Origin of the sequence: Sphaerisporangium viridialbum (genome assembly GCF_049674955.1) — a bacterium.
In the GTDB taxonomy this organism is placed as follows: Bacteria; Actinomycetota; Actinomycetes; order Streptosporangiales; family Streptosporangiaceae; genus Sphaerisporangium; species Sphaerisporangium viridialbum.
The window spans coordinates 1,046,198-1,072,587 of sequence record NZ_CP187232.1; the positions used below are offsets into that span (position 1 = coordinate 1,046,198).

At 70.6% G+C, this 26,390-nt stretch carries 30 protein-coding genes and 1 tRNA gene; 18 read left to right on the forward strand and 13 right to left on the reverse strand.

Annotation, left to right across the window (positions count from 1 at the left end; all coding sequences use genetic code 11):
• Positions 1-33: 33 nt before the first annotated feature.
• The gene (locus ACOZ38_RS04860) at positions 34-1,263 is read left to right on the forward strand and encodes a MurT ligase domain-containing protein (protein WP_405144310.1); all 1,230 of its coding nucleotides are present in this window, start codon (positions 34-36) and stop codon (positions 1,261-1,263) included.
• Positions 1,253-1,966, forward strand: a complete 714-nt coding sequence (locus ACOZ38_RS04865; RefSeq protein WP_424529000.1) for a type 1 glutamine amidotransferase — start codon at positions 1,253-1,255, stop codon at positions 1,964-1,966. The genes ACOZ38_RS04860 and ACOZ38_RS04865 overlap by 11 nt, the downstream gene beginning before the upstream one ends.
• 25 nt (positions 1,967-1,991) lie before the next feature.
• Here ACOZ38_RS04865 and ACOZ38_RS04870 read toward each other — a convergent pair whose 3' ends face one another.
• Entirely contained in the window at positions 1,992-2,354 is a 363-nt protein-coding gene (locus ACOZ38_RS04870; RefSeq protein ID WP_405144313.1) for a DsrE family protein, read from the reverse strand.
• A gap of 99 nt (positions 2,355-2,453) precedes the next feature.
• Between ACOZ38_RS04870 and ACOZ38_RS04875 the strand changes: the two genes are divergently transcribed.
• From ACOZ38_RS04875 to ACOZ38_RS04885, 3 genes are all read left to right on the forward strand, one after another.
• Positions 2,454-2,942 carry an FABP family protein gene (locus ACOZ38_RS04875; RefSeq protein ID WP_405144315.1) on the forward strand — a complete coding sequence of 163 codons (489 nt, stop codon included), beginning with the start codon at positions 2,454-2,456 and terminating at the stop codon, positions 2,940-2,942.
• Positions 2,943-3,410: 468 nt separating this feature from the next.
• Positions 3,411-3,824 (forward strand): Fur family transcriptional regulator, encoded by a 414-nt coding sequence (locus ACOZ38_RS04880; RefSeq protein ID WP_363915189.1) that lies wholly within the window; start codon positions 3,411-3,413, stop codon positions 3,822-3,824.
• 38 nt (positions 3,825-3,862) lie between these two features.
• Positions 3,863-4,924, forward strand: a complete 1,062-nt coding sequence (locus ACOZ38_RS04885; RefSeq protein WP_405144317.1) for a YgfZ/GcvT domain-containing protein — start codon at positions 3,863-3,865, stop codon at positions 4,922-4,924.
• 30 nt (positions 4,925-4,954) lie between these two features.
• On the opposite strand, the gene dtd is transcribed toward ACOZ38_RS04885, so the two are convergent.
• Positions 4,955-5,380 carry a D-aminoacyl-tRNA deacylase gene (gene dtd, locus ACOZ38_RS04890; RefSeq protein WP_424529001.1) on the reverse strand — a complete coding sequence of 142 codons (426 nt, stop codon included), beginning with the start codon at positions 5,378-5,380 and terminating at the stop codon, positions 4,955-4,957.
• A gap of 102 nt (positions 5,381-5,482) precedes the next feature.
• Between dtd and ACOZ38_RS04895 the strand changes: the two genes are divergently transcribed.
• On the forward strand, positions 5,483-6,430 hold the full coding sequence (locus tag ACOZ38_RS04895; protein WP_424529002.1) for an asparaginase: 948 nt from the start codon (positions 5,483-5,485) through the stop codon (positions 6,428-6,430).
• A gap of 19 nt (positions 6,431-6,449) precedes the next feature.
• On the opposite strand, the gene ACOZ38_RS04900 is transcribed toward ACOZ38_RS04895, so the two are convergent.
• The 6 genes from ACOZ38_RS04900 to ACOZ38_RS04925 form a co-directional block, all read right to left on the reverse strand.
• Complete coding sequence (locus ACOZ38_RS04900; RefSeq protein ID WP_424529003.1) at positions 6,450-8,072, reverse strand: DUF2207 domain-containing protein; 1,623 nt, start codon at positions 8,070-8,072, stop codon at positions 6,450-6,452.
• A gap of 85 nt (positions 8,073-8,157) precedes the next feature.
• Entirely contained in the window at positions 8,158-8,487 is a 330-nt protein-coding gene (locus tag ACOZ38_RS04905) for a DUF2516 family protein (protein ID WP_405144325.1), read from the reverse strand.
• 207 nt (positions 8,488-8,694) lie between these two features.
• Complete coding sequence (locus tag ACOZ38_RS04910; RefSeq protein ID WP_424529004.1) at positions 8,695-9,135, reverse strand: hypothetical protein; 441 nt, start codon at positions 9,133-9,135, stop codon at positions 8,695-8,697.
• Positions 9,136-9,138: 3 nt separating this feature from the next.
• Complete coding sequence (locus ACOZ38_RS04915) at positions 9,139-9,678, reverse strand: helix-turn-helix domain-containing protein (protein ID WP_405144329.1); 540 nt, start codon at positions 9,676-9,678, stop codon at positions 9,139-9,141.
• A gap of 12 nt (positions 9,679-9,690) precedes the next feature.
• Positions 9,691-10,611 (reverse strand): M56 family metallopeptidase, encoded by a 921-nt coding sequence (locus tag ACOZ38_RS04920; RefSeq protein WP_424529005.1) that lies wholly within the window; start codon positions 10,609-10,611, stop codon positions 9,691-9,693.
• A gap of 2 nt (positions 10,612-10,613) precedes the next feature.
• A complete protein-coding gene (locus ACOZ38_RS04925; RefSeq protein ID WP_405144332.1) occupies positions 10,614-10,970 on the reverse strand; it encodes a BlaI/MecI/CopY family transcriptional regulator in 357 nt (118 codons plus the stop codon).
• 125 nt (positions 10,971-11,095) lie between these two features.
• On the opposite strand from ACOZ38_RS04925, the gene ACOZ38_RS04930 reads away from it, so the two are divergent.
• On the forward strand, positions 11,096-11,617 hold the full coding sequence (locus tag ACOZ38_RS04930) for an O-acetyl-ADP-ribose deacetylase (RefSeq protein ID WP_424529006.1): 522 nt from the start codon (positions 11,096-11,098) through the stop codon (positions 11,615-11,617).
• Between the two features lie 54 nt (positions 11,618-11,671).
• On the opposite strand, the gene ACOZ38_RS04935 is transcribed toward ACOZ38_RS04930, so the two are convergent.
• Positions 11,672-12,490 (reverse strand): class I SAM-dependent methyltransferase, encoded by an 819-nt coding sequence (locus ACOZ38_RS04935; protein ID WP_424529007.1) that lies wholly within the window; start codon positions 12,488-12,490, stop codon positions 11,672-11,674.
• Positions 12,491-12,506: 16 nt separating this feature from the next.
• Complete coding sequence (locus ACOZ38_RS04940) at positions 12,507-13,247, reverse strand: SDR family NAD(P)-dependent oxidoreductase (RefSeq protein WP_424529008.1); 741 nt, start codon at positions 13,245-13,247, stop codon at positions 12,507-12,509.
• 190 nt (positions 13,248-13,437) lie between these two features.
• Between ACOZ38_RS04940 and mshA the strand changes: the two genes are divergently transcribed.
• From mshA to ACOZ38_RS04955, 3 genes are read left to right on the forward strand one after another with little or no spacing between them, the layout of a single operon-like run.
• A complete protein-coding gene (gene mshA / locus ACOZ38_RS04945; protein ID WP_424529009.1) occupies positions 13,438-14,718 on the forward strand; it encodes a D-inositol-3-phosphate glycosyltransferase in 1,281 nt (426 codons plus the stop codon).
• Between the two features lie 59 nt (positions 14,719-14,777).
• The gene (locus ACOZ38_RS04950) at positions 14,778-15,275 is read left to right on the forward strand and encodes a YbjN domain-containing protein (RefSeq protein ID WP_424529010.1); all 498 of its coding nucleotides are present in this window, start codon (positions 14,778-14,780) and stop codon (positions 15,273-15,275) included.
• A 31-nt stretch (positions 15,276-15,306) separates the two neighbouring features.
• Complete coding sequence (locus tag ACOZ38_RS04955; protein WP_424529011.1) at positions 15,307-16,047, forward strand: phosphoglyceromutase; 741 nt, start codon at positions 15,307-15,309, stop codon at positions 16,045-16,047.
• 78 nt (positions 16,048-16,125) lie between these two features.
• Here ACOZ38_RS04955 and phoU read toward each other — a convergent pair whose 3' ends face one another.
• Complete coding sequence (gene phoU, locus ACOZ38_RS04960) at positions 16,126-16,782, reverse strand: phosphate signaling complex protein PhoU (RefSeq protein WP_424529012.1); 657 nt, start codon at positions 16,780-16,782, stop codon at positions 16,126-16,128.
• A 175-nt stretch (positions 16,783-16,957) separates the two neighbouring features.
• Here phoU and ACOZ38_RS04965 point away from each other — a divergent pair, with 175 nt between their 5' ends.
• The gene (locus ACOZ38_RS04965) at positions 16,958-18,070 is read left to right on the forward strand and encodes a sensor histidine kinase (RefSeq protein ID WP_405152227.1); all 1,113 of its coding nucleotides are present in this window, start codon (positions 16,958-16,960) and stop codon (positions 18,068-18,070) included.
• Positions 18,067-18,756, forward strand: coding sequence for a response regulator (locus ACOZ38_RS04970; RefSeq protein WP_405144395.1), 690 nt, complete (start codon positions 18,067-18,069; stop codon positions 18,754-18,756). The genes ACOZ38_RS04965 and ACOZ38_RS04970 overlap by 4 nt, the downstream gene beginning before the upstream one ends.
• A gap of 137 nt (positions 18,757-18,893) precedes the next feature.
• Here the strand turns inward: ACOZ38_RS04970 and ACOZ38_RS04975 are convergent, their stop codons facing one another.
• The gene (locus ACOZ38_RS04975) at positions 18,894-19,520 is read right to left on the reverse strand and encodes a copper chaperone PCu(A)C (protein WP_424529013.1); all 627 of its coding nucleotides are present in this window, start codon (positions 19,518-19,520) and stop codon (positions 18,894-18,896) included.
• A 263-nt stretch (positions 19,521-19,783) separates the two neighbouring features.
• On the opposite strand from ACOZ38_RS04975, the gene ACOZ38_RS04980 reads away from it, so the two are divergent.
• From ACOZ38_RS04980 to ACOZ38_RS04990, 3 genes are all read left to right on the forward strand, one after another.
• Positions 19,784-20,266, forward strand: coding sequence for a CarD family transcriptional regulator (locus ACOZ38_RS04980; RefSeq protein WP_114028347.1), 483 nt, complete (start codon positions 19,784-19,786; stop codon positions 20,264-20,266).
• Positions 20,267-20,283: 17 nt separating this feature from the next.
• Positions 20,284-20,736 (forward strand): 2-C-methyl-D-erythritol 2,4-cyclodiphosphate synthase, encoded by a 453-nt coding sequence (gene ispF / locus ACOZ38_RS04985; protein WP_424529014.1) that lies wholly within the window; start codon positions 20,284-20,286, stop codon positions 20,734-20,736.
• A 253-nt stretch (positions 20,737-20,989) separates the two neighbouring features.
• A complete protein-coding gene (locus tag ACOZ38_RS04990; RefSeq protein ID WP_405144398.1) occupies positions 20,990-21,259 on the forward strand; it encodes a GlsB/YeaQ/YmgE family stress response membrane protein in 270 nt (89 codons plus the stop codon).
• A 236-nt stretch (positions 21,260-21,495) separates the two neighbouring features.
• Here ACOZ38_RS04990 and ACOZ38_RS04995 read toward each other — a convergent pair whose 3' ends face one another.
• Positions 21,496-23,121: a DUF2637 domain-containing protein gene (locus tag ACOZ38_RS04995; RefSeq protein WP_424529015.1), complete on the reverse strand. Its 1,626-nt coding sequence runs from the start codon at positions 23,119-23,121 to the stop codon at positions 21,496-21,498.
• A 478-nt stretch (positions 23,122-23,599) separates the two neighbouring features.
• Between ACOZ38_RS04995 and cysS the strand changes: the two genes are divergently transcribed.
• From cysS to ACOZ38_RS05010, 3 genes are all read left to right on the forward strand, one after another.
• Positions 23,600-24,997 (forward strand): cysteine--tRNA ligase, encoded by a 1,398-nt coding sequence (gene cysS, locus ACOZ38_RS05000; protein ID WP_424529016.1) that lies wholly within the window; start codon positions 23,600-23,602, stop codon positions 24,995-24,997.
• Positions 24,998-25,018: 21 nt separating this feature from the next.
• The gene (gene rlmB / locus ACOZ38_RS05005) at positions 25,019-25,993 is read left to right on the forward strand and encodes a 23S rRNA (guanosine(2251)-2'-O)-methyltransferase RlmB (protein WP_424529017.1); all 975 of its coding nucleotides are present in this window, start codon (positions 25,019-25,021) and stop codon (positions 25,991-25,993) included.
• Positions 25,994-26,075: 82 nt separating this feature from the next.
• A tRNA-Thr gene (locus tag ACOZ38_RS05010) sits at positions 26,076-26,148 on the forward strand.
• Positions 26,149-26,390: the final 242 nt, after the last annotated feature.

A 26,390-nucleotide genomic window follows, 5' to 3' on the forward strand; every position in this document is an offset into this window, starting at 1 on the left:
ACTGTTCGCGCGACCCGCACTAGGATCTCGGGCATGACCCAGCTACCGCTGCGTGCTCAGCTAGCGAGTGCCCTCGGGCGTACTGCCGCCACCCTCTCCCGGGTCACCGGGCGCGGTGACGGATCGGTGATCGGCGGGCGCGTCGGGCTGATCCTGGAGCCCGACCTGCTGCGCAAGCTGGCCGCCGACCGCAAGCTCGTGCTGGTCAGCGCCACGAACGGCAAGACGACCACCACCCGGCTGATCACCTCGGAGCTCCAGGAGCTCGGCGAGGTCGCCACCAACGCCTTCGGCGCGAACATGCCGGCCGGTCACGTTTCTGCGCTGTCCCAGGCCAAGCAGGCGCCCTTCGCCGTGCTGGAGGTCGACGAGAAGTACCTCCCCGAGGTGCTCGACACGACCGGCGCGACCGTCGTCTGCCTGATGAACCTCAGCCGCGACCAGATGGACCGCGCGGCCGAGATCTGGCTGCTCGCCCAGAAGTGGCAGCGCGCCCTCGCCGGCAAGGACACCCACGTGATCGCCAACTGCGACGATCCGCTGGTCACCTGGGGCGCCTCGACCGCCGCCCGGGTCACCTGGGTCTCCTGCGGGCAGCCCTGGAAGGAGGACTCCTGGTGCTGTCCCCAGTGCGGCGGTCCTCTCGACCGCAAGGGCAACGACTGGGCCTGCCGCGAGTGCACGTTCCGCCGTCCCGAGCCCACCTGGGTGCTCGACGACGACGGGGTGATCGACCCCCGGCGGCAGCGCTGGGTGCTCGACCTCCAGCTCCCCGGCCGGGCCAACCGCGCGAACGCCGTCATCGCGCTGGCGACCGCCGAGCTGTTCGGCCTATCCGTCGACCGCGCGCTTCCGAGGCTCCGTGAGGTCAGGTCGGTCGCCGGGCGCTACACGACGGTCGAGCGCGACGGGCGCTCGCTGCGGCTGCTGCTCGCCAAGAACCCCGCGGGCTGGCTGGAGGCCTTCGAGGTCGCCGACCCGTCCCTGCCGATCGTCCTGTCGGTGAACGCCCAGGGGCCGGACGGCCGCGACACCTCCTGGCTCTGGGACGTCGACTACCGCATCCTGAGCGGCCGGCCCGTCTTCGTGACGGGCGAGCGGCGGCTCGACCTGGCGCTGCGGCTCGACGTCGCCGGGGTGCCCTTCGAGCTCTGCGACACCTTCGAGCAGGCCGTCGCCCGCCAGGCGCCCGGCCGGGTCGACGTGATCGCCAACTACACAGCCTTCCAGCAGATTCGAGCGGAGTTCGGCCGTGCCGTCTGACAGCGCCCTGCGCATCGTATGGATCTACCCGGACCTGCTGAGCACGTACGGCGACCAGGGCAACGTCCTGATCCTGGAGCAGCGGGCCCGTAAGCGGGGCATCCCCGTCGAGACCGTCTACGTCCGCTCGGCCGACCCTGTGCCCGACTCGGGCGACATCTACCTCATCGGCGGCGGAGAGGACCGGCCGCAGATCCTCGCGGCCGAGCGGCTCCGGCGCGACGGCGGCCTTAAGCGGGCGATCGACCTCGGGGCGTCGCTCCTGGCGGTCTGCGCGGGCTACCAGATCATGGGGTCGGTGTTCGGCGGCGAGGAGGGCCAGCCCGTGGCGGGCATCGGCCTGCTCGACATCGCGAGCTCCCGAGGCCCCGCCCGCGCGGTGGGCGAGCTGGCCGCCGAGGTCGACACGGGGCTCGGCGGGCACATGCTGACGGGCTTCGAGAACCACATGGGCGTCACCCGTCTCGGTCCCGGGGTACGCCCGCTGTCGCGCACGGTGGTCGGCACGGGCAACGGCGACGGCACCGAGGGGTGTCACGCGGGCAAGATCGTCGGTACGTACCTCCACGGCCCGGCGCTCGCACGCAACCCCTGGCTCGCCGACGTCTTCCTGGGCTGGGCGACCGGTCCGCTGACCCCGATCGACGACAGCTGGTACGACAGGCTGCGCGAGGAGCGGCTCAGGGCCGTCCTGCCTCGCTGAGCCGCCCGCGGCGGGGGTTCCGGTCTCAGTAGACGAGCGCCTGGACCCCCTCGCCGAGCGCCTCCTCCACGAACGTCGGGGCGCCCGCGATGCGCACGCCGTCGATCAGGTCCGCCACGCCGATCTTCCGGCGCGCCGCGCACTGCGTGCACACGGTCACCTTGCCCGCGGCCAGAACGATGTCGAGCAGGTCCTGCAGGGGAGTCGCCTCTGCGAGGGTGAACTCCTTCGCCCGGCCGGGCAGGCCGAACCACGCCGACTCCCCGGTCAGCCACAGCGACACGGGGACGCCACTGGCCACGGCGGCGGCTGCCACGGTAAAGGCTTGATTGCACCGCTCGGGGGCATCTGAACCAGCCGTCACCTTTATCACCATTGATCGTGCCATGGTCTGAGCCTATGCGCGGACGACGCGGATCCACCAGGCGAATGTCCCGTTCGGTGTCGCGGCGCGAGCCGCGCGGGCGGGCATTTAGGCTCATGTGCCATGGAGTCCCAGTCATTGCATCCCGCCCTTGAGCCGATCGCCTTCCTGCTGGGCAGGTGGGAGGGCGCCGGGGTGGGCGGTTACCCGACGATCGAGAGCTTCCGGTTCGGCCAGGAGATCACCTTCGAGCACAACGGCAAGCCGTTCCTGAGCTACACCAGCAGAACCTGGCTGCTCGACGACGAAGGCAACATGGTCAGGCCCCTCGCCACCGAGTCCGGGTACTGGCGGGCGCTCCCCGAGCGGCAGCTGGAGATCGTGCTGGCCCACCCGACCGGCATCGTCGAGATCTACCTCGGCGAGGTGGTGTTCCACAAGATCGAGATGCGCACCGACGTCGTCGCCCGCACCTCCACCGCCAAGGAGTACACCGCGGGGCACCGGCTGTACGGCCTGGTCGAGGGCAACCTCATGTACGCGTACGACATGGCGGCCGAGGGCCAGCCGCTGACCTCGCACCTGTCGGCCGAGCTGAAGAAGGTCGGCTGAGAAGCGGGGCTGGAAAGGCCGGCTGAGAAGCGGGCCTGAAAAGCGAAAAGAACCCCGGGCGTGCTCCGTCTCCTGATGAGACGGGCCGACTGGACCATGGGAGGAGAGAGCTCCCCCCGCCGGCCGCCCGGGGTTCCGGTGTCTGTCGTGGATTCGCCTGGACGCCACCAGTGCCCGGGAGGGCACGACGTCTGGACGGAAGGTCCTGACTTGGCGATGCCCTAGCGGACAGCCACCTCGCTAGCCCAATAATGACTAACCATTGTTCGGACCACCTCCCTTCTGCGTGCTTCGTACGCTATGCGAGCACCTCCGAGGCAGGCAAGCGAATATTTCCGGCCGGCCCCAACCTGCCTGAACGGCGTCTCGCCAGGCCCCGGGCGCGCCGGCCGGGGTGATCCCCGCGCCGTCCCCGCAAGGGTCCGCGTACGGCCCTCGCCCCTCGCGCGGGGCTCGTAGACTCGGTGCATGACCGGGACATGGCACGAGGAGCTGCGCGCGCGTGGATACCGGGTGACTCCGCAACGCCAGCTGGTGCTGGAGGCGGTCACCCGGCTTGGCCACGCCACCCCCGAGGACATCTGCGGCCAGGTGCAGGAGACCGCCAGAGGCGTCAACATCTCCACCGTCTACCGCACGCTGGAGCTCCTCGAAGAGCTGGGCATGGTCACCCACACCCACCTCGGGCACGGCGCCCCCACCTACCACCTGGCGAGCAAGGCCGACCACGTCCACCTGGTGTGCCGGGGCTGCGACCAGATCACCGAGGTCAGGCCGGAGCTGGTCGCGGGCATGGTGTCCAAGCTCGAGAGCGAGCTCGGCTTCGAGACCGACGTCCACCACCTGACCGTGTTCGGCCGGTGCCGCGACTGCCGCCCCTGAGTGCGCGGATATCCGCCTGAGCGCAATAGCCTGGAGCCATGCGAAGCCCTCTGCTGGACACGCCAGGAGCCGTAGCCGCCGAGTCACCCGATGACACCGTCGCCGCGCACTACGGCGAGCTGTACGCCGAGCAACGCGCGCTCGCGGAGGGCCAGGCCCTGGTCGACCGGAGCAACCGCGAGGTCGTCCGCATCTCCGGGCCCGACCGGCTCAGGTGGCTCAACGACCTCAGCTCGCAGAAGCTCGACACGCTGGCGCCGGGCACGCCCACGCAGACGCTGCTCCTCGACGCGCAGGGCAGGCTGGAGCATCACCTGACGCTCGTCGACGACGGCGAGTCCGTCTGGGCGCACGTCGAGCCCGGCACCTCCGCCGCGATGGTCGCCTTCCTGGAGAAGATGCGGTTCATGCTCCGCGTCGAGGTCGCCGACGTGACCGCCGCCTACGCCGTGGTGACCGTCCTCGCCCCCGGCGCGGGCGACGGCGCCGCGCGGCCCGTGCCCGAAGGCGCGATCGCGATCGGCGGCGACCTCCTGGTCCCGCGCGAGCGGCTCGGCGGGCTCGCCGAGGAGCTCGGCCTGCGCCCGGCCGGCCTGTGGGCGTACGAGGCCCTGCGCATCGAGGCGCACCTGCCCCGGGCGGGGTTCGACACCGACCACAAGACCATCCCCCACGAGGTCGGCTGGATCGGCTCGGCCGTCCACCTCACCAAGGGGTGCTACCGGGGCCAGGAGACCGTCGCCCGGGTGCACAATCTCGGTCACCCGCCGCGCCGCCTGGTCTTCCTGCACCTCGACGGCAGCGTCGACACCCTGCCGCCGCACGGCGCGCCGGTGACCCTCGGCGTGGGGTCGCCGAGGGAGGCCGACCCGGAGGCCGCGGTGGAGGGCAGTGCCGAGCCCGGCCAGGTCGGCTTCGTCGGCTCCTCGGCCCGCCACCACGAGCTCGGGCCCATCGCCCTGGCCGTGGTGAAGCGCACCGTTCCTGTGGACATCTCGCTGCTGGCCGGGGGCGTCCCCGCCGGCCAGGAGGTCATCGTGCCGCCGGACGCAGGGCGCAACGTCACCATCGACCCCGGCCTGCGCCGCCGCATCCGCTGACCCCGCCGCCCGTCGTACGGGCGCGGGGGCTCAGGTCTCGATGATCAGCGTGATGGGGCCGTCGTTGACGAGCGCGACCTTCATGTCGGCCCCGAACACGCCGGTCTCCACGCGGGCGCCCGCCGAGCGCAGCTCGGCCACCACGGCGTCCACGAGGGGCTCGGCGACCGGGCCGGGCGCCGCCGCCTGCCAGGTGGGGCGGCGGCCCTTCCTGGCGTCGCCGTAGAGCGTGAACTGGCTGACCACCAGCAGGGGCGCGCCGACGTCGGAGCAGGACTTCTCTCCGGACAGGATGCGCAGCCCCCAGAGCTTGGCGGCGAGCTTCGCGGCCTCCGCCGGGCCGTCGGTGTGGGTCACGCCGACCAGCACGAGCAGGCCGGGCTCGTCTATCGCCCCCACGGTCTGCCCGTCGACGACCACGGACGCGGAACTCACCCGCTGAACAACGGCACGCATGGTCCACGATTGTTCCACCGCCACCCGGCGGGCGCGAACGGCGTGAACGGCGCGCGTGCGCCGTCCGTACACTCAGGGGCGAAAGGAGACCAAGTGTCCGCTGTGCCATTGATTGTGGAAGTCGTCCGTTCCGGGTTCGTGGAGTCCGTCCATCGTGCCCGGGTGTTCGCCCTGGACGCCGAGGGGGTGCCGGTGGCCGTGCACGGTGACGTCGCCGCGGCGGCCTCGCCGCGCTCGTCGATGAAGCCGTTGCAGGCGCTCGGCATGCTCCGCGCGGGGCTCGACCTGGACGGTGAGCTTCTCGCGCTCGCCTGCGCCAGCCATTCCGGCGAGGAATTCCACGTCGAGGGGGCCGCCAGGATCCTGGCGACCGCGGGGCTCGACGCCACCGCCCTCATGTGTCCCGAGGACCTTCCCATTGACACCGCGACGGCGCACCAGGTGCTGCGCGCCGGGGGCGGACCGGCCCGCATCACCATGAACTGCTCGGGGAAGCACTCAGCGATGCTCGCCACCTGCGTGGTCAACGGCTGGTCCACCGGCGACTACCTGCACCCGGGGCACCCCCTGCAGCGGGCGATCCGCGCCACCGCCGAGGAGCTGACCGGCGAGCGGGTCGCGGCCACCGGAGTCGACGGCTGCGGCGCACCGCTGTTCTTCGCCTCCATGGCCGGGGTCGCGCGGGCCTTCCGGGCCCTCACACTGGCCGCGCCCGGCACGTACGAGCGGCGGATCGCCGACGCCATGCGCGCCCACCCCAAGTGGACCTCGGGCACCTCCCGCCCTGAGGCCGCGCTGATGCGCGCCGTGCCGGGGCTCATGGTCAAGTCGGGGGCCGAGGCCTTCGACGCGCTCGCCTTCGAGGACGGCCGCGCGGCCACCGTCAAGATCGAGGACGGCGGCCAGCGGGCCAGGGTGCCGGTGACCGTGGCCGTCCTGCGCGCCCTCGGGCTCGGCCTGGACGCCCCCGAGCTGGACGCGCTCGCCAGCCCGCCGCAGTTCGGCGGAGGCCATCCCGTGGGGGAGGTCCGCGTACGCGGCCAGGTGTGATCCGCCGTCTTTCGCAGGCTCAGATCGAGCGGCGGAACTGGCGGGACGTGGAGATCGCGCCCGAGGTGGTCAGCGTGAAGGTGCGCATGGAGTCGGCGAACTTCGACAGGTCCCATTCGGCGGGCCCGTGGTACCAGTACAGGTTGTCGGCCTGCTCGCCGTTGCCGTTCAGCGAGGCCACCACGCGGGCCCAGCGGTCGACGTTGTCGAAGACCACGGCGTACGGCAGGTAGCGGGAGAACAGCTCGATGCGCTGGGCCGGTGGCACCTCGCCGATCTCGCCCGCGGCGAGGTAGTCGCGGAAGCCGAGGGTGTGGGCGAGGGCCGAGGAGCCCCTTGAGGTCTTGGCCGGCATGTACTGCCCGCCGACGGCCAGGGCGGCCCCCGCGATGATCAGCGCGAGGCCGAGCAGGCCGTACGTCGTCAGCCAGGCGAGCAGCACGGTGGCGAGCACGCCGAGGCCGGTGACGACCACCCCGATCGTGGTCCACCGGGTGCGCACCGAGTCGGGGCGGCGGGCGAACCAGCCCTGGGCGACGACGTCGCGGTAGAGCGCGTCGCGCACCTTGCCGAGCCCGGCCGCGAAGGAGCCGTGAAGCTGGGACAGCAGCACCGAGTCGCGCCCGTCGAAGATCGCCAGGTGCAGCGCGCGCTCGTAGGCGAGAAGGGTCTCCACGGGCGCGTTGGCCACCTTCACCAGCAGCCAGTCGGGGGCGTCGTAGGTGCCTCGGGGCTGCTCCTCGATGTGGATGAAGCCGCGGACCGCGAGGTCGACGATGGTCGCCGTGACGTCGATCACGTCGGCCTGCTCGTCGATCAGTGTGCCGATCTGCCCGGGGCGCACGCCGTCGGGCGGGGAGAACCGGCCGTCGAGCAGCGGGTTGACCGTGCCGCCCGCCTCGCTGTCGAGGATGCGGGCGTCACGGCCGCGGGTCCAGTAGAGCAGCGCGACGCCGCCGAGCAGCAGCACCAGGAGCGCGACGAGCGCGCCGCCGGTGAGCGGGCTGACGGTGAAGGCGTTGGCCAGCTCGAACCGCCGCTCGAGGATCGGCCGGCCGCCGCTGGCGCCCGGGGGGAAGCCGGCGACGACGGTCAGCGCCTGGGAGGGGCCGAGCCCCTGCTGCTCGAACTCCGCCCGCGTGCCGCTCTCGTCCATCGAGGCCGCGGTGCAGCCGGTGGCGGAGGTGAGGTCCCCGGCGAAGCACGAGAGGCTCTGGAGGGGGGCAGGGCCGCTCAGCTTCACGACGGCGTCCTTGACCGGCGCCGACCAGCCGCTGACGACGTACCAGCGCAGCTCCTCGCCGCCGCCGACCGGCGTGACGGCGCCCGCCACGTCGTACTCGATCGTCGCGGTGCCCTTGCCGCCCAGCGTGATGGTGTCGCCGGTGAGGGTGCCGTCGCCCTTGAAGTTCGTGACGCGGTAGACGCGGTCGCTGGCGTCGTCGTACCTGGTCCTCGTGAGCAGTGTGCGCCGGACCTGTCCGGTGTAGCTGATCTGCTCCTTGACGTGGAGCACGCCGCCGGGGCGCAGCTCCGCGGTGACGTCCGCTTTGGTCACGCCGTCGGCCGAGGCGTGGGCCGGGGTCGCGACGAGGACGGCCAGCGCGAGCGCGAGCGTGAGCCGATGGACGAGATTGACCATGGAGCGTCAGCCTAGCGGTCGGCGTGGGACCCCGGGACTAGACTCTCATAGCTGATCAATCACCAACAAATGGGACGGCGTGCCGCTACCAGGGCCCGTACGGGCCGCTGTTCCCTCCGCCCTTGCCGATCTCGCCCACGGCGGGCTTCACATCGGCGAGGTAGATGCCCGACCCGATGACCGACGCGACGGTGAAGATGCTGAGCACCGAGAGGTACTGCACGGCGGCGGCGAACGAGAACAGGGTCGCGAGGCCGAGGATCAGCAACCAGAGACGCTTGTTGAGCTTGCCCGCCATGGCGAAGGCCCGGGCCGGGGTCCTCAGCGCGTGGACCAGAGCCCATGCGCACAGGCCGAAAGCCCCGATGGCGAGCACCCAGAAAATGAGATCCAGGAAGCCGTGAATCTCGAACATCGCCTCTCCAAGGGGTCATGTGATTGGCCGGGTTCAGCCTAGCCCGGACGGAGACCTCCCGGGGGGCCGCGACGGGTGGCCACGGCCTGGTCTGAACGTGCTGGACGGCCCGTGCCCGCACAACGCGCACGGGCCGTACCCCGACAACGGACGCGGCCCGCCCCGGGTTCCGGGACGGGCCGCGCTTTCATCGGCGTTCGGTGGCGTTCAGGCCTTGGGGCCGGTACCGCGGGTGCTCTTGCGGGCCTGCGTGGTGCGGGTGGCGGTCGTCGGCTGGGCGCTGGTGGAGACCTCCTCCAGCTCAAGCGCGGCCTCGCCCGTCACCCTGCTGACGACCTTGCGTCCACGGTTGGCGAACTGGTCGTACAGCAGCGCGGCCTTGGCGCTGATCGTGTCGGCGTACTCCTTGGCCTTCTCGGGCAGGTCCTTGGCGACCGCCTCGGCCTTGACCTGCACGGTGCTGGCGTACTTCCGCGCGATGTGCGGCAGGTCGCGGGCAGTGGCGCCCGACTCCACCCGGCGGGACTGCAGGCGCTGGAGCTGCTCGGGCAGTTCGCGCAGCTTCTCGACCGCGAAGTCGCCCGCGCCGGCGACGGCGTAGAACGGCTTGGACTCGGCGAGCTTCTTGACCTCGGCGTTCAGAGGCATGGGTTAACCTTCCTTGGGTTCCGGTTTGATGCGGCCGTTCGGCGAGGAGGTCACACTCCCCTGTGCGAGAACCGCGTCGACCCCTGGGGTCTCCGGCTCGGGCCGGGCGTTCTGGGAGGTCCGCTCGGTCTCGGCCGGAGCCTCGGCTCGGTTCTCCTTGCGAAACGACTCGTAGATATCGATCAGCACCTGACGTTGCCGCTCGGTGAGAGTGCCGTCGGCCCGCACTGCGGCCAGCACGTCGCTGTCCGGCTCGCGGTCCTCGATGAGGCCCGCCTGCACGTAGAGCGCCTGCGACGAGATCCGCAGACCTTTGGCGATCTGGTTCAGGATCTCCGCGCTCGGCTTGCGCAGCCCGCGCTCAATCTGGCTCAGGTAGGGGTTCGAGACCCCCGCCTGGGTGGCGAGCTGGCGCAGGGAGATCTTCGCCTGCTTCCGCTGATCGCGGATGTACTCACCGATTGAGCCGACCTTCGGTAGTTCCATGCTTTTAGTCTGCATCACCGTGCTTGCAAATGCAAACACGGTGGCAAACTCCAGCAAGCACTGGGGATGTCAGCCGGGATAGATCCACAGAAGGGGCGCGGAGGCCGACAGAAGCACCGAGAACGTGACAAGGCTGTACCTGAACCGCCTCGGTAGCGCGACGCCGGGCTTGATCAGGCGGTTGACCCGCGCCATCACCTGCTCGCCGGCCGCGCCCAGCGCCCCGTTCGGCGCGGGCACGGCCCCGGCCGTACCGAACCGGAGCAGCGCGGTCGCCAGGCGGCGTGGCGAGCAGTAGCGGCGGGCACGGTCGTCGGCGGCCATCTCGACCAGCAGGGCGACCGAGGAGTGGGCGTTGCGCACCACGCTCAGCCAGGGCAGCAACCAGTTGAGCGCGGTGAACGGCAGCAGGACCAGGTCGTGACGCTCGCGCACGTGCGCGGCCTCGTGGGCGAGGACGGCGGTGAGCTCGTCGGCGTCGAGAAGCGACAGCGTGCCGGCGCTGACCACGACCTCCGACCTGAGGCCCGGCAGGCAGTACGCCGCCGCGCCCGGATGGTCGACCACCCGCACGCCCGGCACGCCGGGGTCGTCGCGGGCGATGAGGGAGAGCAGCACGCGGTGCCTGCGCCGGGCGCGCAGGGTCTGCGCCCCCGCGGCGAGCAGCACCACGACGAGCACGGCGAGAAGTGTCAGGCCGGCGGCGAGCGCGGCGACGCGGGGCAGGTCGTACGGCTTCATCAGGCCGTACCCCATGCCGAAGGAGATCGCCGACTCGACGAACGAGCGCAGCCCGTAGAGCACGCCTCCGCCGTAGGGCTCAAGCGCGTACGCGAGCATCGCGCCGACGGTGGCGAGGCCCCACGTCACCCCGAGGGACTGCCAGAGCAGGATGGCCGCCCGGGGGGCGCGCCACGGCCACCGGGCGGACGTGAGCCGCCATGCACCTACCGCGCACGCCGTGGCGAGCGCGGCAAGGACAGCGGCCATGATCACTCTTCTTCCAGCTCCGTGAGTGCTTTGCGCAGGATTTCGGCCTCGGAGCCCGAGACCGTCTGGGCGAAGCGCGTGAGCGCCGCCGAACGGTCACCGGTCATGTCGAGAGCTTCCAGCATAAGCTCAGCGACGTATGCGTCGCGGCTCGCACCGGGCTCATAGCGCCACGCGCGCCCGTCACGGGTGCGGTTGAGGAAACCTTTACGGGTCAGCCGGTCGAGAACCGTCATGACCGTCGTGGGGGCGAGGTCGCGATCGGCGATCAGACGGCCGACCTCCCTGGCGGTCAAGGGGGCCCCGTGGGCCCACAGGATGTCCATGATGCTGCGTTCAAGCTCGCCGAGACCCTTCACGCGACAAGCCTACCTCGGGTAGTACTACGTCGTGTAGAGGGCCGTCTCGGCCGTGCGGGCCTACCGTGCGGCGCCGCGTGCAGACTGGACGCGAAGGGCGAACTGTCGTGAAAGGCCACAGCTCTATGGACATAAAACTGGTGCAGGGTGACATCACCGAGCAGCGGGTGGACGCGCTCGTGAACGCGGCGAACTCCTCCCTGATGGGCGGCGGCGGGGTGGACGGCGCGATCCACCGGCGTGGCGGCCCCGAGATCCTCGAGGAGTGCCGGGCCCTGCGGGCGTCCCAGTATGAGAAGGGTCTCCCCACCGGGCAGGCCGTCGCGACCACGGCGGGACGGCTGCCGGCGCGGTGGGTGATCCACACCGTCGGCCCCGTGTACGCCAAGTCGCAGGACCGCTCTCACCTGCTCGCCTCGTGCTACGCCGAGTCCCTGAAGGTCGCCGACTCGCTCGGGGCCGAGGTCGTCGCCTTTCCCGCGGTGTCGGCGGGCATCTACGGGTGGCCGATGGACGACGCCGCCCGCATCGCCCTCACCACGGTGAGCCAGGCGTCCACCAAGGTGACCGAGGTCCGTTTCGTGCTGTTCGGCGCGGACGCGTACGCGGCCTTCGAGGACGCGCTGGCCCGCCTGAACCGCGACTGAGTCCGAAGCCTCAGGTGGGCGCCCGCCCGCCTGAACCGCGGCTCACCTAGGAGCTCAGGCGGACGGGCGCTCGTCCGGGGCCAGGGAAGACCAGGGGAGGGTGACCTCGCCGAGGCGCCAGCGGCGCCTGCCGCCGAGCGGGGGAGCGGCGGCGACCGGCCAGGCGCCGGCCAGCCGCTCCACCGCGGCCATCCAGCGGGGCCGCACGCCGTAGGCGCCGTACGGCGCGGACAGGGCCCACGCGTGGTCGAAGTCCCGCAGGAAGTCGTGGACGCGCTCGCCCGGCACGTTGCGGTGGATCAGCGCCTTCGGCAGCCGCTCGGCGAGGTCCGAGGGACGCTCGAATCCGGCGAGCCGGGCCGAGAGGGTGAGGGTGCGCGGCCCCCTCGCGTCCAAGGTCACCCACGCGGCCCGGTGGCCGATCTCAGAGCAGGTGCCCTCGACGATCACCCCGTTGTCCGCCACGCGAGATCTCAGCAGGTCCCACGCCTCCCACGCCTGCGCCTCGCCGTACTGCCTGAGCACGTTAAACGCGCGGACGATCAGCGGCCGCCTGCCCACGGGCAGCTCGAAGCCGCCGCGCACGAAGGACAGGCCCGGCCGCTCGTACGGCTTCGCCGCCGCGACGCGGATCGGGTCGATCTCGACGCCGACCACCTCCACATCGGGCCGGACCCTGCGCAGCCGTACGAAGAGCTCTGAGGTCGTGACGTGCGAGGCCCCGTACCCGAGGTCGGCCACCAGCGGCCGGTCGGCGGAGACCAGCAGCGGGCCGTACACCGCGGCCGTCCACCGGTCGGAGCGGCGCAGGCGGTTGTGCCCCGTGGTCCCCCGGGTGATCTCGCCGACCGGCCTGCCCCCACCCGCCCTCACCGTCGGATCCTCATGGTCAGGAGATCCGGTGGACCTTGTGCTGCGCGGCCTGGGCGCGCGGGCGGATGACGAGCCGGTCGACGTTCACGTGCGCGGGGCGGGTGACGCACCAGGCGATCGCGTCGGCGACGTCGTCGGCCGTCAGCGGGTTCGGGACGCCCTCGTACACCTTCTCGGCGCGCTCGGCGTCGCCGCGGAAGCGGGTGAGCGAGAACTCCTCGGTGTAGACCATGCCGGGGGCCACCTCGACGATGCGCACCGGCTCCCCGCACAGCTCAAGACGCAGGGTCTCGGTCATGGAGGTCTGGGCGTGCTTGGCCGCGCAGTAGCCCCCGCCGCCCTCGTAGGAGACCAGCCCGGCCACCGACGTCAGCATGAGCAGGACGCCGTCCCCCGACTCGATCAGTTTGGGCAGCAGCGCCCGTGTCATCCGCAGCGAGCCGAGCACGTTGACCTCGTACATGCGCTGCCAGTCGTCGACCAGGCCCTCGGCGACCGGCTCGAGGCCGACGGCCCCGCCCGCGTTGTTGACCAGCACGTCGCACCGGTCGAGCGAGGCGGCCAGCTCGGCCACCGACTCGTCGGAGGTCACGTCGAGCGTGACGGGCCGGATCGCGGGGACCTCGGCCGCCAGCATGTCGAGCCGGTCACGGCGCCTGGCCGCCGCCACGACGTCGAAGCCCTCGGCCGCGAGCCGTCGCGCCGTGGCCTCGCCGATGCCGCTGCTCGCGCCCGTCACCACAGCTGTCTTGCTCATGTCTCGTCCTTACGGTCGCCTCTGGTGCCTCGGTGCCCTGGCGCCCCTGGTCACGCCGGTGGGTCGCCCGGTGGTCATCCTCCCAGCGTGGCTGGGTAGGGGTTGCGCCGGGCCGCGCAACCCTTATCCGGGAATCTCAGGAAGTATCCGACAGTTATAACCCGTCTGGAGGTGGTGTCAGGTGCCGCGAGTGCCTGTCGCACGCCGGATCAACCGGGTGGCGACTATCAGCATGCACACATCCCCGCTGGACCAGCCGGGTACCGGCGACGCGGGCGGCATGAACGTCTACATCGTCGAGGTGGCCAAGCGCCTCGCCGGGCTCGGCGTCGAAGTGGAGATCTTCACCAGGCAGACGGCCCGCGACCTCCCTCCGACCGTCGAGATCGAGCCGGGCGTCACCGTCCGGCACGTCACCGCCGGGCCGTACGAGGAACTCGACAAGGGTGACCTCCCGGGGCAGCTCTGCGCGTTCCTGTCCGGCGTGCTGCGCACCGAGGCGATGTACGAGGCCGGGCACTACGACGTGATCCACTCGCACTACTGGCTGTCCGGCCAGGTCGGCTGGCTCGCCAAGGAACGCTGGGGCGTGCCGCTCGTGCACACCATGCACACCATGGCCAAGGTCAAGAACCTCCTGCTCGCCGACGGCGACAGGCCGGAGCCGGTGGCGCGCGTGCTGGGCGAGGAGCAGGTCGTCGGAATGTCCGACCGGCTCGTGGCCAACACCGCCGCCGAGGCGCGGGAGCTGATCGACCTCTACCACGCCCCCTCCGAGCGTGTGGCGGTGGTGAACCCGGGGGTCAACCTCCAGGTGTTCCAGCCGGCCTCCAAGGGCGCGGCCCGGCGCAGGCTCGACCTGCCGCAGGACGCCCACATCATGCTCTTCGTCGGCCGCATCCAGCCGCTCAAGGCCCCCGACGTCCTGCTCAGGGCGGCGGCGCGCATGGTCGCCGACGATCCCTCGCTGCGGTCCAGGCTGGTCGTCGCCTGCGTGGGAGGGCCCAGCGGCAACGGGCTCGCCCGTCCCTCCTACCTCACCGACCTGGCGACCGCCCTCGGCATCCCCGAGATCCTGCGGCTCGCGCCACCCGCTCCCCAGAACGAGCTCGCCGACTGGTACCGCGCGGCCGACGTCACGGTCGTCCCGTCCTACAACGAGTCCTTCGGCCTTGTGGCACTGGAGTCGCAGGCGTGCGGCACCCCCGTCGCGGCGGCCTCGGTGGGCGGGCTGCGCACGGCCGTGAAGGACGGCGTCTCGGGGCTTCTCGTCGACGGGCACGAGCCGCACGTATGGGCCAAGGCGCTCCGCGAGTTCGTCGACCGCCCGCTCTGGCGGGACTCGATGGCCGCCGGGGCGCGGGACCACGCCGCGGGCTTCGGCTGGTCGGCCACGGCCGCTCGCCTCATGGAGGTCTACGCCGGAGCCATGACCCGGCTCCACCGCGTGCCGATGGCCGCCAACCTGTAGTGCGGGGTTCCTGATACACAGGGGTTTAGCCGGACAGGAATGCGGGAGTGTGCACTGGTATGGATCACGAGGCAGTTGTCGAGTCCGCGCTCAAGGCGGCGGAGATCACCTACGAGCGACCGCGCCCGGGTTCCTTCCTGGTCAAGCTGCCCGGCCAGCACAAACTGGCCACAATGACCTGGCTCACCATCTCCGACCAGGCGCTGCACGTCGAGGCGTTCTTCTGCCGCCGGCCCGATGAGAACCACGTGGCGTTCTACCGCTGGCTGCTGTCCAAGAACGGCTCGATGTACGGCGTCCACTTCGCCCTGGACTCCGTCGGAGACGTCCACCTCGTCGGTCACCTGCCGCTGGCCGCGGTCTCCGACGAGGAGATCGACCGCCTGCTCGGCTGCGTGCTGACCTACGCGGACGAGTGGTTCGACCGGGCCCTGGAGCTGGGATTCTCCACCTCCATCCGCCGCGAGTGGGACTGGCGGGTCAAGCGGGGAGAGTCGCTGGCCAACCTCCGCGCGTTCGAGGGCATCGTGGAACGCAGCAGGCCGAAGGCCGAGTGACCGCGCCGGGCGCACCCTTAAGCTTGGGCGCATGGCTACTTTGGTGCTATTGCGGCATGGCGAGAGTGAGTGGAACGCGAAGGGCCTGTTCACCGGATGGGTCGACGTCACGCTCTCGTCCACTGGTGAGGACGAGGCCCGGCGCGGCGGCGCCCTGCTGCTCGACGCGGGGGTGCGGCCCGATGTGGTGCACACCTCGGTGCTGACCCGGGCGATCCAGACCGCGAACCTCGCGCTCGGCGCCGCCGATCTGCTGTGGCTGCCGGTCACCCGGTCCTGGAGGCTCAACGAGCGCCACTATGGCGCACTCCAGGGCAAGAACAAGGCGCAGACCCGCGAGGAGTTCGGCGACGAGCAGTTCGCCCTGTGGCGCCGCTCGTACGACACCCCGCCCCCGCCCCTCGCGGACGACGATGAGTTCTCGCAGGTGGGAGATGCCAGGTACGGCACGCTGCCGTCCGAGCTGATGCCCCGCACCGAGTGCCTGAAGGACGTCGTCCACCGCATGCTGCCCTACTGGTACGACAGCATCGTCCCCGACCTCGCGGCCGGGCGCACCACGCTGGTGGTGGCCCACGGCAACTCCCTGCGCGCCCTGGTCAAGCACCTGGACGGCATCGGCGACGAGGAGATCGCCAAGCTGAACATCCCGACCGGCATCCCCCTGCGGTACGAGCTGGACGCCGATTTCAGGCCCCTCAAGGCCGGCGAGTACCTCGACCCCGAGGCCGCCAAGGCCGCCATCGAGGCCGTCGCGAACCAGGGCAAGTAGCCACACCCCCACACACGGCAAGAGAGCCCCGGACCACGAAGGTCCGGGGCTCTCTCATGCGCCTGGGCGCCTTTGGTGTCAGGAGGCGGCGTCGCTGTCGCGGCTGCCGGTGACGAGGTAGACCACGTCACGGGCGACGCGGACGGCGTGGTCGGCGTACCGCTCGTAGTAGCGGCCGGTGAGGGTGATGTCGATCGCGGGCTCGATGCCGTACGCCCAGTCCTTCGACAGCAGCACGCGGAACAGCCTGCGGTGCAGCCTGTCCATCGCGTCGTCGTCGTCGTCCAGTTCCTTCGCCAGCTCGACGTCGTGCGTGGCGATGCAGCTGCCGGTCTTGGTGACCAGGCGCTCGGCGATCTGGCCCATCTCCAGGATCGTGTCGCGCACCTCCGCCGGGATCGCGGAGTCGGGGTGACGCATCCGTGCGATCTTCGCGACGTGTTCCGCCAGGTCGCCCATGCGCTCCAGGTCGCCGCCCATCCGCAGGGCGGTGATGGCGATGCGCAGGTCCACGGCGACGGGCTGCTGCGTGGCCAGCAGTTCGAAGATGGAGGACTCGATCTCCGCGTAGAGCCGGTTGACCTCCTCGTCCTGGGAGATCACACTCTCGGCGAGCTGGAGGTCGGCGTCCAGCAGTGCGGTGGTGGCCCTCGAGATGGCCGAGCGGACCAGGCTGGTCATCTCCACCAGCCGGTCGGTGAGAGCGTTGAGTTCATCGTGGAAGGCGTCGCGCATGCGGCTCACGCTACGCGCGCGTTCGTGAACGAACTTCGTCCAGGAGATGAACTCTCCAGGAAAGGGGCCTTCGTGAGGTCCTGGCCAGCGAAGAAGGCCGCCTACCATCGAAGGCGTGAGTGAGATCGTGGCGAGCCTGGCCGCTCTGGCGGGGTTTGTCGTCGGGGCGATCGCGATGGTGGCGGTGCGCCCGAGGGACAAACGCCGCACCGACATTGTCGAGAACTCCGACGCCGTCCTGCCTCAGGGGGTGGCGTCGGTGCTGGCCGTGCTGCCCTCCTCCGCCGTCGTCCTCGGCCGCGACGACAAGGTGCTGCGGGCCAGTTCGGCCGCCCGCGCCTTCGGCCTGGTCAAGGGCGATCACCTTATGGCCGCCGAGCTTCTCGCGCTCGCCCGTCAGGTCCGCAGGGACGGTGAGATCCGTGAGAGCGAGTTCGAGGTGGCGGGCCACAAGTTCGGCCTGGAGACCACCACGTTCGCCGTCCGGGTCGCGCCTCTCGGCACCCACGGGCAGGTGCTCGTCCTCGCCGAGGACCAGACCGAGCGCCGCCGCGTCGAGGCCGTGCGCCGTGACTTCGTCGCCAACGTCAGCCACGAGCTCAAGACCCCCGTCGGGGCGCTGAGCCTGCTGGCCGAGACGATCCAGGACGCCGCGGAGGACCCCGTGGCCGTCACCCGTTTCGCGGGGCGCATGCAGCACGAGGCGGCCCGCCTGACCTACCTCGTCCAAGATCTGATCACGCTGTCCCGCATCCAGGGCGGCGAGCCGATCCCCACGCCCGGCTGCGTGCCGGTCGACGAGGTGCTCCACGAGGCCATCGACCGGTGCAACACCAAGGCGTCGGCCAAGGACATCGCCCTGGTCGCGGGGGGCACCGAGGGCCTGCGCGTGTGGGGCGACGACGAGCTCCTCGTGACCGCGCTGCGCAACCTCATCGACAACGCCGTCGCCTACAGCCCCGAGAGCACCCGCGTCGTGGTGAGCGCGAGGCCCGCCGGCGAGGTGGTCGAGGTGAGCGTCAGCGACCAGGGCATCGGCATCCCCGAGAGCTCGCAGGAACGCATCTTCGAACGCTTCTTCCGCGTCGACGCCGCCCGATCGCGGGCCACCGGCGGCACGGGTCTCGGCCTAGCCATCGTCAAGCACGTCGCCGTGGCGCACGGCGGCGAGGTGACGGTCTGGAGCAAGGAAGGCTCGGGCTCCACCTTCACCCTTCGTCTGCCGGCCTTCGGCGGCACGGCGATAGCCGTACCAAGCACATCGAACTCTCTGGAGGCCGCGCAGTGACCCGCGTGCTCGTCGTCGAGGACGAGGAGTCGTTCTCTGACGCCCTGTCCTACATGCTTCGCAAAGAGGGGTTCGAGGTCGCGGTCGCGGCCACCGGCCCCGAGGCTCTCGACACCTTCGACCGGAGCGGCGCCGACCTGGTGCTTCTCGACCTGATGCTCCCCGGCCTCCCGGGTACGGAGGTCTGCCGCTCGCTGCGGCAGCGCTCGAAGGTCCCGGTGATCATGCTGACCGCCAAGGACAGCGAGATCGACAAGGTGGTCGGCCTGGAGCTCGGCGCCGACGACTACGTCACCAAGCCGTTCTCCTCGCGTGAGCTGGTCGCGCGCATCCGCGCGGTGCTGCGCAGGCAGGGCGACGCCGAGGAGATCGAGCAGGCGGTCCTCGCCGCCGGCCCCGTCCGCATGGACGTCGACCGCCACATCGTCGCCGTACGGGGGCGTCAGGTGCAGCTCCCGCTCAAGGAGTTCGAGCTGCTCGAAGTGCTGCTCCGCAACGCGGGCCGGGTGCTCACGCGCGGCCAGCTGATCGACCGGGTGTGGGGGGCCGACTACGTCGGCGACACCAAGACCCTGGACGTGCACGTCAAGCGTCTGAGGGCCAAGGTCGAGGCCGATCCGTCCAACCCGCGCTGCATCCTCACCGTGCGCGGGCTCGGCTACAAGTTCGACCCCGCCGAGGGGTGACCTCGGCCCTGCCGGGATAGCCCTCTCCGAGGGGCTGAGCGGCAGCGAGAAGGCCCGGTTCATGGATGAACCGGGCCTTTGGCCTTCTATGGGCTCTTGGCCCTTTGAGGGCCCTTTTAGGAGCCTTTGGGGAAGTCTCAGCCGCTCGCCGCAGGAGTCGCGCTCGGAGCGGGGACGCTCGCGGACGTCGTCGGAGCCGGGGTGGCGGACGGGACGGCGCTGGGGGCGGGCGACAGGCTGCTGAACTCGCGGCTGCGCGTGATGACGGGGATCGTCATGTTGATGTCGCCGGCGTTGGCGAACTTCAGGGTCACGGTGATGCTCTCGCCGCCCAGGAGGGGCTTCTGGGTGCCCTCCAGGATGACCGTGGAGGTGGGCCTGCCGGTGTTGACCAGCTTGCCGGGGGGCAGAGCGATCGCGCCCGCCGTCTTGACCGAGGCTGCGCTCTGGTCGGCCACCGCCACCCCCTCAAGGGAGTCGGGCACGGTGCCGTAGTTCATCATGGACAGGTAGAGCGGGACGGAACCGCCCGCCTCGATCTTGGCGCCGGAGTCCGGGCCGAGAAGGAAGGCCTGAGGGATCTTGATGCCGTTCCTGCCGTAGGTCTTGCCGGTGCCGTTGCTGTCAATGAGCACGTGGGCCTCAGTCGGGGCGTACGCATTGCTGGTGTTCGCATCGGTTCCCGCGCCACACGCCGCGAGCGCCGGGGCGGCTGCGAGCAGCGCGGTGACGGCAATCACCCTGCGACGGCTGGTGCTGGTCACAGTTCGAGGTCTCCTTGATACACATGGGCATGGCCAGAAGCAACCTTATCCGTGCGCCGCACCCCTCTCAGAGCCGGGCGGGTGCGAGCGCGGACGCGGCCAGCATCGCAGGTCACCGGGCATGTCAGGACTTGAGTTTCATACGGTCTGGCGGTTGTCAAGTCCCAAATCGAGGCTTTGACCTGCAGTTATGTTGATTTCACTGTTCCGGGAGGGGACTGGCGCGTGGTATCCTGGAGTACAGCGGAAGGGGTACTTGTCACATGACTTTCCAGGTCGGCGACACTGTCGTCTACCCCCACCACGGGGCTGCTCGGATCGAAGCCATCACGACCCGCACTATAAAGGGCGAGGACAGAACCTATCTGGTGCTGAAGGTCGACAAGGGCGACCTTACCGTTCAGGTGCCGGCGGAGAACGCCGAGCTCGTCGGCGTGCGTGACGTTGTAGGCCAGGAAGGCCTAGAGCGTGTCTTCGATGTTTTGCGCATGCCACACACCGAAGAGCCCACCAACTGGTCCCGCCGCTACAAGGCCAACCTCGAGAAGCTGGCGTCCGGCGACGTCAACAAGGTGGCCGAAGTGGTGCGCGACCTCTGGCGGCGCGACAAGGAGCGGGGCTTGTCTGCGGGCGAGAAGCGCATGCTCGCGAAGGCCAGGCAGATACTGGTCAGTGAGCTCGCGCTCGCGGAGAAGACCAACGAGGACAAGGCCGAGGCACTTCTCGACGAGGTTCTCAACTCCTGAACACCAAACATCCAAGGGTGGGCGTCGGAGTCGACGTCCACCCTTTCGCATCCGGCCGTGACCTCCACCTCGCCGGCCTCCACTGGCCGGGCGAGACGGGGCTCGCGGGCCACTCCGACGGCGACGCCGCCGCCCACGCGTGCTGCGACGCCCTGCTCTCGGCCGCGGGGCTGGGCGACCTCGGCGGCCTCTTCGGAACCTCCGACCCGCGCTGGGCGGGCGCGTCCGGCGTGACCCTGCTGGAGGAGGCCGCGCGTCACGTGCGCGCGGCCGGCTTCGAGATCGGCAACATCGCCGTGCAGGTCGTCGGCAACCGTCCCAAGCTGTCGCCGCGCCGGGCCGAGGCCGAGAAGGTTCTGGGCGCGGCCGCCGGCGCGCCGGTCAGCGTCAGCGCCACCACGACCGACGGGCTCGGGCTCACAGGCCGCGGAGAGGGCGTCGCCGCGATCGCCACGGCGATCGTCTTCTGAGAATCCGCGACAAGCCCCGGAATGCCGCCAACCGGCGGGCCGTCCGGCACGTCATAACAGCGGGATCCCGAAGGGCGGGTGGGTCGAACTACTCGCGAATCCGAGGGCGGCGCCCCGTCAACCGGCGCGGTGCGGGACGCCGTCCTCATTTTGCCCTGCTGACCAGGCATTTTTTACTTTCCAGGATTAGAGCCCCAAATGCGGGTAGCCACCTCTTCAGCGTGAAGGTGCGACCCTCAAGGGGAGGCTCAATATGTCCATTCAAACCATCCTCGGCGCGATCGTCATCGGTGCCATCATCGGCGCTCTGGGACGGCTCATTCTTCCGGGCCGTCAGCCCATCGGCTGGATCCTCACCGTCGTCGTCGGCATCGTCGCCGCTCTGATCGGTACCGCGATCGCCCAGGTGCTCGGTGTCGCGACCACGAGCGGCATCGACTGGATCGAACTCGTCATGCAGGTGGTCCTGGCCGTCATCGGTGTCGGCCTGGTGGCCGGTCTCCGCGGCCGCACAAGGGTCTGACCCTAGGCGGAGTGCACCGCACGGTGACCTTCGCCGACGTTCGAGCCGCCGAGTGTGATCTCTCGGCCGTCAGGCCCTGAAACACGGCGGTCACCCGCACGGTGCCCGACTCCGCCGGCACCTTCAAAGATCCGCCCGCTCCCCCCGGGAGCGGGCGGATCTTCGGCATTCCCCACCCGTGTGGGCCTGTCCATCGGGAGGCAGCGGCGTGCTGCGCGTCCGGGACGTACCGGGGTCTATTCCTCGGGAGGCAGAGGGGTGCTGCGCATCCGTCCGGACGGGGGTGCCGCGGGCTCGCTTGCGTAGGGCTGCCGCCTCGCGCGCGGGGACTCCTCCTCGTCGGCGCTGTCGGCGTCGTGGGCAGGGTCGGGACCGGCGTCGGTCTCGTGCTGCGCCCCAGAGGGCAGCGGAGCGGCCTCCTCGCGCAGATGGGGGTAAGGCTGGGTGTCCGCGGCCGGAGCCTCGTCAGCGCCCTCTGAGACCTCCGTGGCCGGCCGCTCGGCCGGCTCGTCGGTGATCTGCGGGTACGGCTGCGTGTCGCCGGGCTCGCGATTGCGCGCCGGCTTGGGAAGCGGGTGGACCAGAACGTCGCCGGTGGAGGGGCGGACGAGGTCTCCCCACCGGAGCGGCATGTCGGGGGCGCGCTCCGGTCGCGGGGACGGGGTGGTCCGCGCCCTGGGCTTCGGCACCAGCCGCTGCTCCGGCTCCGGCTCAGGCACCACATGCTCCTGCTCCGGAACCACGTGCCCCTCGTCGGAGGCCACATGCTCCCGCGGGGTGTCGTACCCCTGCTCCGGCAGAGCGTGCGCGGGGTGGGAATCCGTGGCCTCTTGCGGAGTTTCGTACGGCTGTGGGGTGGGGTGTTCGTGTTCAGGCAGGGGCTCTTCGCGCCCCTGTGGGGCCTCTCCAGGCTCCGAACTCGCCCGTCCGGGTTCCGAACCGGCGTGGTCCTGTTCCGCACTCATGTGATCGCGCTCGGGCACGGCCGCTTCGGAGCCGGAGGCGCTGCTCTCCTCGCGGGCCTCTCGGGGGCTCGTGGCTTCCCTGGGAGCCGGAACCGTGCGCGGGGGCACCCGCTCGTCGGCCTCGCCGCCCCTGTCCTGACGCGGCAGTGGCGGCAGCTCGTCCACGGGAGGGGTTTCTGGAGCGGGCGTCGGCGGCACCACCGGCTCGGGCTCGGGCGTGTACAGCGCCTCCAGATGCGGGGCGAAGTCCCGCTCCAGGGCGGACGCGTGGCCCGTTTCGAGCGGCGGGGCCAGGTCGGGGTCACGTTCCTCGGCCCCGAAGGGAACGATGTCCGTCCGTGCATGGACGCCGGTGTCGCGCTGATGGGCGCCCGCCGCCTCGTGGTCGGGACCGTCCGCCGACAAGGGGTGGGACTGAAGGCGCCTGGCCGGGAGCAGGAAGAGCCACAGCCCGAGCACCAGCATCACCCAAGGGGCGACGGCGACGCCCACAGCGGCCTGCCGGACGTCGACGGAGACGCCCGTGGCGATCACGACGTTGGCCGCGGCGGCCGCCACGATCAGCAGGGCGAGGAGCAGCGCGGCCTGGAGCCTCAGGAGCAGCCGGGCAGGCCGTACCAGGAGGACGCTGATCAGCGCTATCCCGAGCAATGCGTCGAAGCCGGCCGGATAGAGGTAGGCGAGGTCGGACCGTGCTCCTCCCCTCACGGCGAGGGCCCGCAGCGCGTCGAAGGACAGCACGCAGGCGGCGCCGGCCAGCGCGGCCACGGCGAGGCCCGCGACGGCGGTCCCGAGGCGGCGCAGCACCAAGGCCGCTCCGGTCGGCTGGGCGGGAACGGGCAGAGGCGCGGTCCGGCGGGAGGACTGGCCTGCCGCCAAGGGGGGAGTGACGTCCATGGCGCTTCGAGCCTACAGAATCGGCGCTGCCGTAACCGGCGCGGACCGCGACGCCACGCGGCAGCCAACCAGATTGGCCCCCGAACCCGCCGCCCTGTCCTCGCCGTCGGACCTGTCCTCGCCGTCGGACCTGCCCGCACCGAGGACCGAAACCCCGAGCCGCGGCCGTGCGCCGGCCGATGCGACCGCGCGGGTACGGCCGGGAGCAATGAGACGGGAGCGACCAGTGTGCGTCTGGTTGTACGCGTCGGGGGCGCGGATTCCCGGATTCGGGGACGTTCCAGGAATCTACCGTTGAGGCTACCGACAAGATTGGACGTACCTGCCCAAATGATCTCGGACAAGGTGCTCTATTAGCGAGAAGGCGGTCGGCCCTTCCGGCCCTGCGGAAAGCCCCGCGGATTCACATTCGTATTGCGGGCCTGTGAGGTCGGGCAACCAGTCCTGCCACGGCGTGCGAGGCATTAGCCTTGCGTTCGTGAGTCTGCGCCTATATGACACCAGCACCCGTGCGGTCCGCGACTTCGTCCCCATCCAGCCGGGCCGGGTCTCGATTTACCTGTGCGGCGCCACTGTCCAGGCTCCGCCGCACATCGGGCACATCCGCTCGGGCGTCAACTTCGACGTCCTGCGCCGATGGCTGATGCGGTCCGACTACGACGTGTCGTTCTGCCGCAACGTCACCGACCTCGACGACAAGATCATCCGAGTCGCGGCCGAAGAGGGCGTGCCGTGGTTCGTCGTCGCCGAGCGCAACCAGCGGGCGTTCACGTGGGCGTACGACATGCTCGGCTGCCTCCCGCCCACGGTCGAGCCGAGGGCGATGGGCCACATCCCCGAGATGATCGAGCTGATCCACCGGCTGATCGACAAGGGCCACGCGTACGCCACGGGCGGCGACGTCTACTTCGACGTCATGTCCTATGCCGAGCGTTACGGCAGGCTCTCCAACCAGCGTCCCGAGAACATGCGGGCGGCGGCCGACACCGACACCGACTCGGCCAAGCGTGACGCCCGTGACTTCGCGCTCTGGAAGGGGGCCAAGCCCGGCGAGCCCACCTGGGCCACCCCATGGGGCCCGGGCCGTCCCGGCTGGCACCTCGAGTGCTCCGCCATGGCCACCAAGTACCTCGGCGAGACCTTCGACATCCATGGCGGCGGTGTCGACCTGATCTTCCCGCACCACGAGAACGAGGTCGCCCAGTCGCAGGCGGCGGGTGACGGCTTCGCGCGCTACTGGCTGCACAACGGCATGCTCAAGATCGGCGCCGAGAAGATGAGCAAGTCCCTCGGCAACTCCCTCCTGGTCCCGGCGATGCTCGGCAAGGTGCGTGCCGTCGAGCTCCGCTACTACCTCGTGGCCGCCCACTACCGCTCCTCGATCGACTACTCCGACGAGGCGCTGGCCGAGGCCGCGGCCGGTTACCAGCGCATCGAGGGCTTCGTCACCCGGGCCGCCGAGGTGATCCACGACGTCGACGCGGCGGCGCCGCTCCCGCAGGCGTTCGTGGACGCGCTGGACGACGACCTCGGGGTGCCGCAGGCGCTCGCCGTGGTCCACGAGGTCGTCCGCGAGGGCAACGTCGCCCTCGCCCACGGCAACAAGGAGCAGGTGGCACGACTTCTCGCCGAGACCCAGAACATGCTCGACGTGCTCGGTCTCGACCCCCGGTCGCCGCAGTGGCGGGAGGGAAGGGCCGACAACGGCCTTCGCGACACCGTGGACGCCCTGGTCAAGGTGGCTCTGGAGCAGCGCCAGGCCGCCCGTGCCCGTAAGGACTACACCGCGGCCGACGCGATCCGCGACCAGCTCGCCGCGGCGGGTGTGATGGTCGAGGACACCCCCCAAGGTGCCCGATGGGAACTGGCCCGCTGATCGCGCCGGTAGGCTGGCATCATGGCTGGTGTGGGTAAAGGGTCCGGTAGGCCCGCGAAGAAGAAGGGCCCCACACGGGGCACCGGTGGGCAGGGCCGGTCCGCTCTTCAAGGAAGAGGAGCGACCCCGCCGGCCCATGAGCGCCACTGGTTCAAGGACAAGAAGCGCAGCGCCCAGAGCGCCCCGGGCGCGGGGCCGCGCACCCCTGAGAAGCAGCCCGCACGGCCGAGCCGCGGGGGCAAGCGTGACGACGCTCCCGAGGTCATCGGCGGCCGTAACCCCGTGGTCGAGGCCCTTCGCGCCGAAGTGCCCGCCAACGTCCTGTACGTGGCGCAGCGCGTCGAAAGCGACGATCGCATCCGCGATGCGATCAAGATGGCCGCCAACCGCGGCATCGCCCTGCTCGAGGTCAGCCGCGACAAGCTCGACAGGCTGACGGAGGGCGCGGTCCACCAGGGCCTCGCGCTCCAGCTCCCGCCGTACGAGTACGCCCATCCGGAAGACCTCGTCGAGCGGGCACGGGACGCCGCCGAGGTGCCGCTGATCATCGCGCTCGACAGCGTCACCGATCCGCGCAACCTCGGAGCCATCGCACGCTCCGCCACGGCCTTCGGTGCCCATGGCATTCTCGTCCCCTCGCGCCGTTCGGCTGGGGTCACCGCCGGGGCCTGGAAGACCTCCGCCGGCACTCTGGCCCACCTGCCCGTGGCCCGGGCCGCCAACCTCACGAGCACGCTCCGCGAGTACCGCGAGCAGGGCCTGTTCGTGATCGGACTCGACGGCGCCGGCTCCACCGACATCGGCGACGTCGAGCTGGCCACCGAGCCTCTCGTGGTCGTGGTCGGCTCGGAGGGCAAGGGCCTGTCCCGCCTCGTCCGCGAGGCCTGCGACGTGGTGGCACGCATCCCTATGAACGCCGCCGCCGAGTCCCTCAACGCCGGCATTGCCGCGGGCATCGCCCTGTACGAGGTATCCCGCCTCCGCCGCCGCGGCTGACCTCACCCCAAGCCGGCCGACCCGGTATCGATGATCGGTGACGGTGCCCATGCCATACGACTAAACTCGTAGGGCACCACACGCCGACGTAGCTCAATCGGCAGAGCAACGGTCTTGTAAACCGTAGGTCAGGGGTTCGATTCCCCTCGTCGGCTCCCAGCTCAAAAGGCCCCTCGCGATGATCACGAGGGGCCTCTTGCTAACAGGTTTGCTAACACGCGCTATGCGGCGGCGTCCTTGACCGCCGTCGGTTTATTGGGCGGGGGGCCGTCTTTCGGAGCGTTGTAGGCACTGATGAGCTTGCTCACGAGGGATGTAACCGTGTCGAGGTAGATCGGCTCTCCCCATCCTGTGGTGAACACGTAGCCATCGGTGCCTTTCCATTCCTCTCCAACCG

What these genes read in the sequence shown, in the direction of transcription:
- dtd (WP_424529001.1), bottom strand. Translation starts at nt 5,380, where the DNA reads ATGCGTGCCGTTGTTCAGCGGGTGAGTTCCGCGTCCGTGGTCGTCGAC.
- rlmB (WP_424529017.1), top strand. Translation starts at nt 25,019, where the DNA reads ATGGCTGGTGTGGGTAAAGGGTCCGGTAGGCCCGCGAAGAAGAAGGGC.
- ACOZ38_RS04980 (WP_114028347.1), top strand. Translation starts at nt 19,784, where the DNA reads ATGACTTTCCAGGTCGGCGACACTGTCGTCTACCCCCACCACGGGGCT.
- ACOZ38_RS04995 (WP_424529015.1), bottom strand. Translation starts at nt 23,121, where the DNA reads ATGGACGTCACTCCCCCCTTGGCGGCAGGCCAGTCCTCCCGCCGGACC.
- ACOZ38_RS04905 (WP_405144325.1), bottom strand. Translation starts at nt 8,487, where the DNA reads ATGTTCGAGATTCACGGCTTCCTGGATCTCATTTTCTGGGTGCTCGCC.
- ACOZ38_RS04870 (WP_405144313.1), bottom strand. Translation starts at nt 2,354, where the DNA reads ATGGCACGATCAATGGTGATAAAGGTGACGGCTGGTTCAGATGCCCCC.
- ACOZ38_RS04910 (WP_424529004.1), bottom strand. Translation starts at nt 9,135, where the DNA reads ATGCCTCTGAACGCCGAGGTCAAGAAGCTCGCCGAGTCCAAGCCGTTC.
- ACOZ38_RS04860 (WP_405144310.1), top strand. Translation starts at nt 34, where the DNA reads ATGACCCAGCTACCGCTGCGTGCTCAGCTAGCGAGTGCCCTCGGGCGT.
- ACOZ38_RS04885 (WP_405144317.1), top strand. Translation starts at nt 3,863, where the DNA reads ATGCGAAGCCCTCTGCTGGACACGCCAGGAGCCGTAGCCGCCGAGTCA.
- ACOZ38_RS04880 (WP_363915189.1), top strand. Translation starts at nt 3,411, where the DNA reads ATGACCGGGACATGGCACGAGGAGCTGCGCGCGCGTGGATACCGGGTG.
- ACOZ38_RS04920 (WP_424529005.1), bottom strand. Translation starts at nt 10,611, where the DNA reads ATGGCCGCTGTCCTTGCCGCGCTCGCCACGGCGTGCGCGGTAGGTGCA.
- ACOZ38_RS04955 (WP_424529011.1), top strand. Translation starts at nt 15,307, where the DNA reads ATGGCTACTTTGGTGCTATTGCGGCATGGCGAGAGTGAGTGGAACGCG.
- ACOZ38_RS04900 (WP_424529003.1), bottom strand. Translation starts at nt 8,072, where the DNA reads ATGGTCAATCTCGTCCATCGGCTCACGCTCGCGCTCGCGCTGGCCGTC.
- ACOZ38_RS04930 (WP_424529006.1), top strand. Translation starts at nt 11,096, where the DNA reads ATGGACATAAAACTGGTGCAGGGTGACATCACCGAGCAGCGGGTGGAC.
- ACOZ38_RS04990 (WP_405144398.1), top strand. Translation starts at nt 20,990, where the DNA reads ATGTCCATTCAAACCATCCTCGGCGCGATCGTCATCGGTGCCATCATC.
- ACOZ38_RS04965 (WP_405152227.1), top strand. Translation starts at nt 16,958, where the DNA reads ATGGTGGCGGTGCGCCCGAGGGACAAACGCCGCACCGACATTGTCGAG.
- ACOZ38_RS04875 (WP_405144315.1), top strand. Translation starts at nt 2,454, where the DNA reads ATGGAGTCCCAGTCATTGCATCCCGCCCTTGAGCCGATCGCCTTCCTG.
- ACOZ38_RS04950 (WP_424529010.1), top strand. Translation starts at nt 14,778, where the DNA reads ATGGATCACGAGGCAGTTGTCGAGTCCGCGCTCAAGGCGGCGGAGATC.
- phoU (WP_424529012.1), bottom strand. Translation starts at nt 16,782, where the DNA reads ATGCGCGACGCCTTCCACGATGAACTCAACGCTCTCACCGACCGGCTG.
- ACOZ38_RS04940 (WP_424529008.1), bottom strand. Translation starts at nt 13,247, where the DNA reads ATGAGCAAGACAGCTGTGGTGACGGGCGCGAGCAGCGGCATCGGCGAG.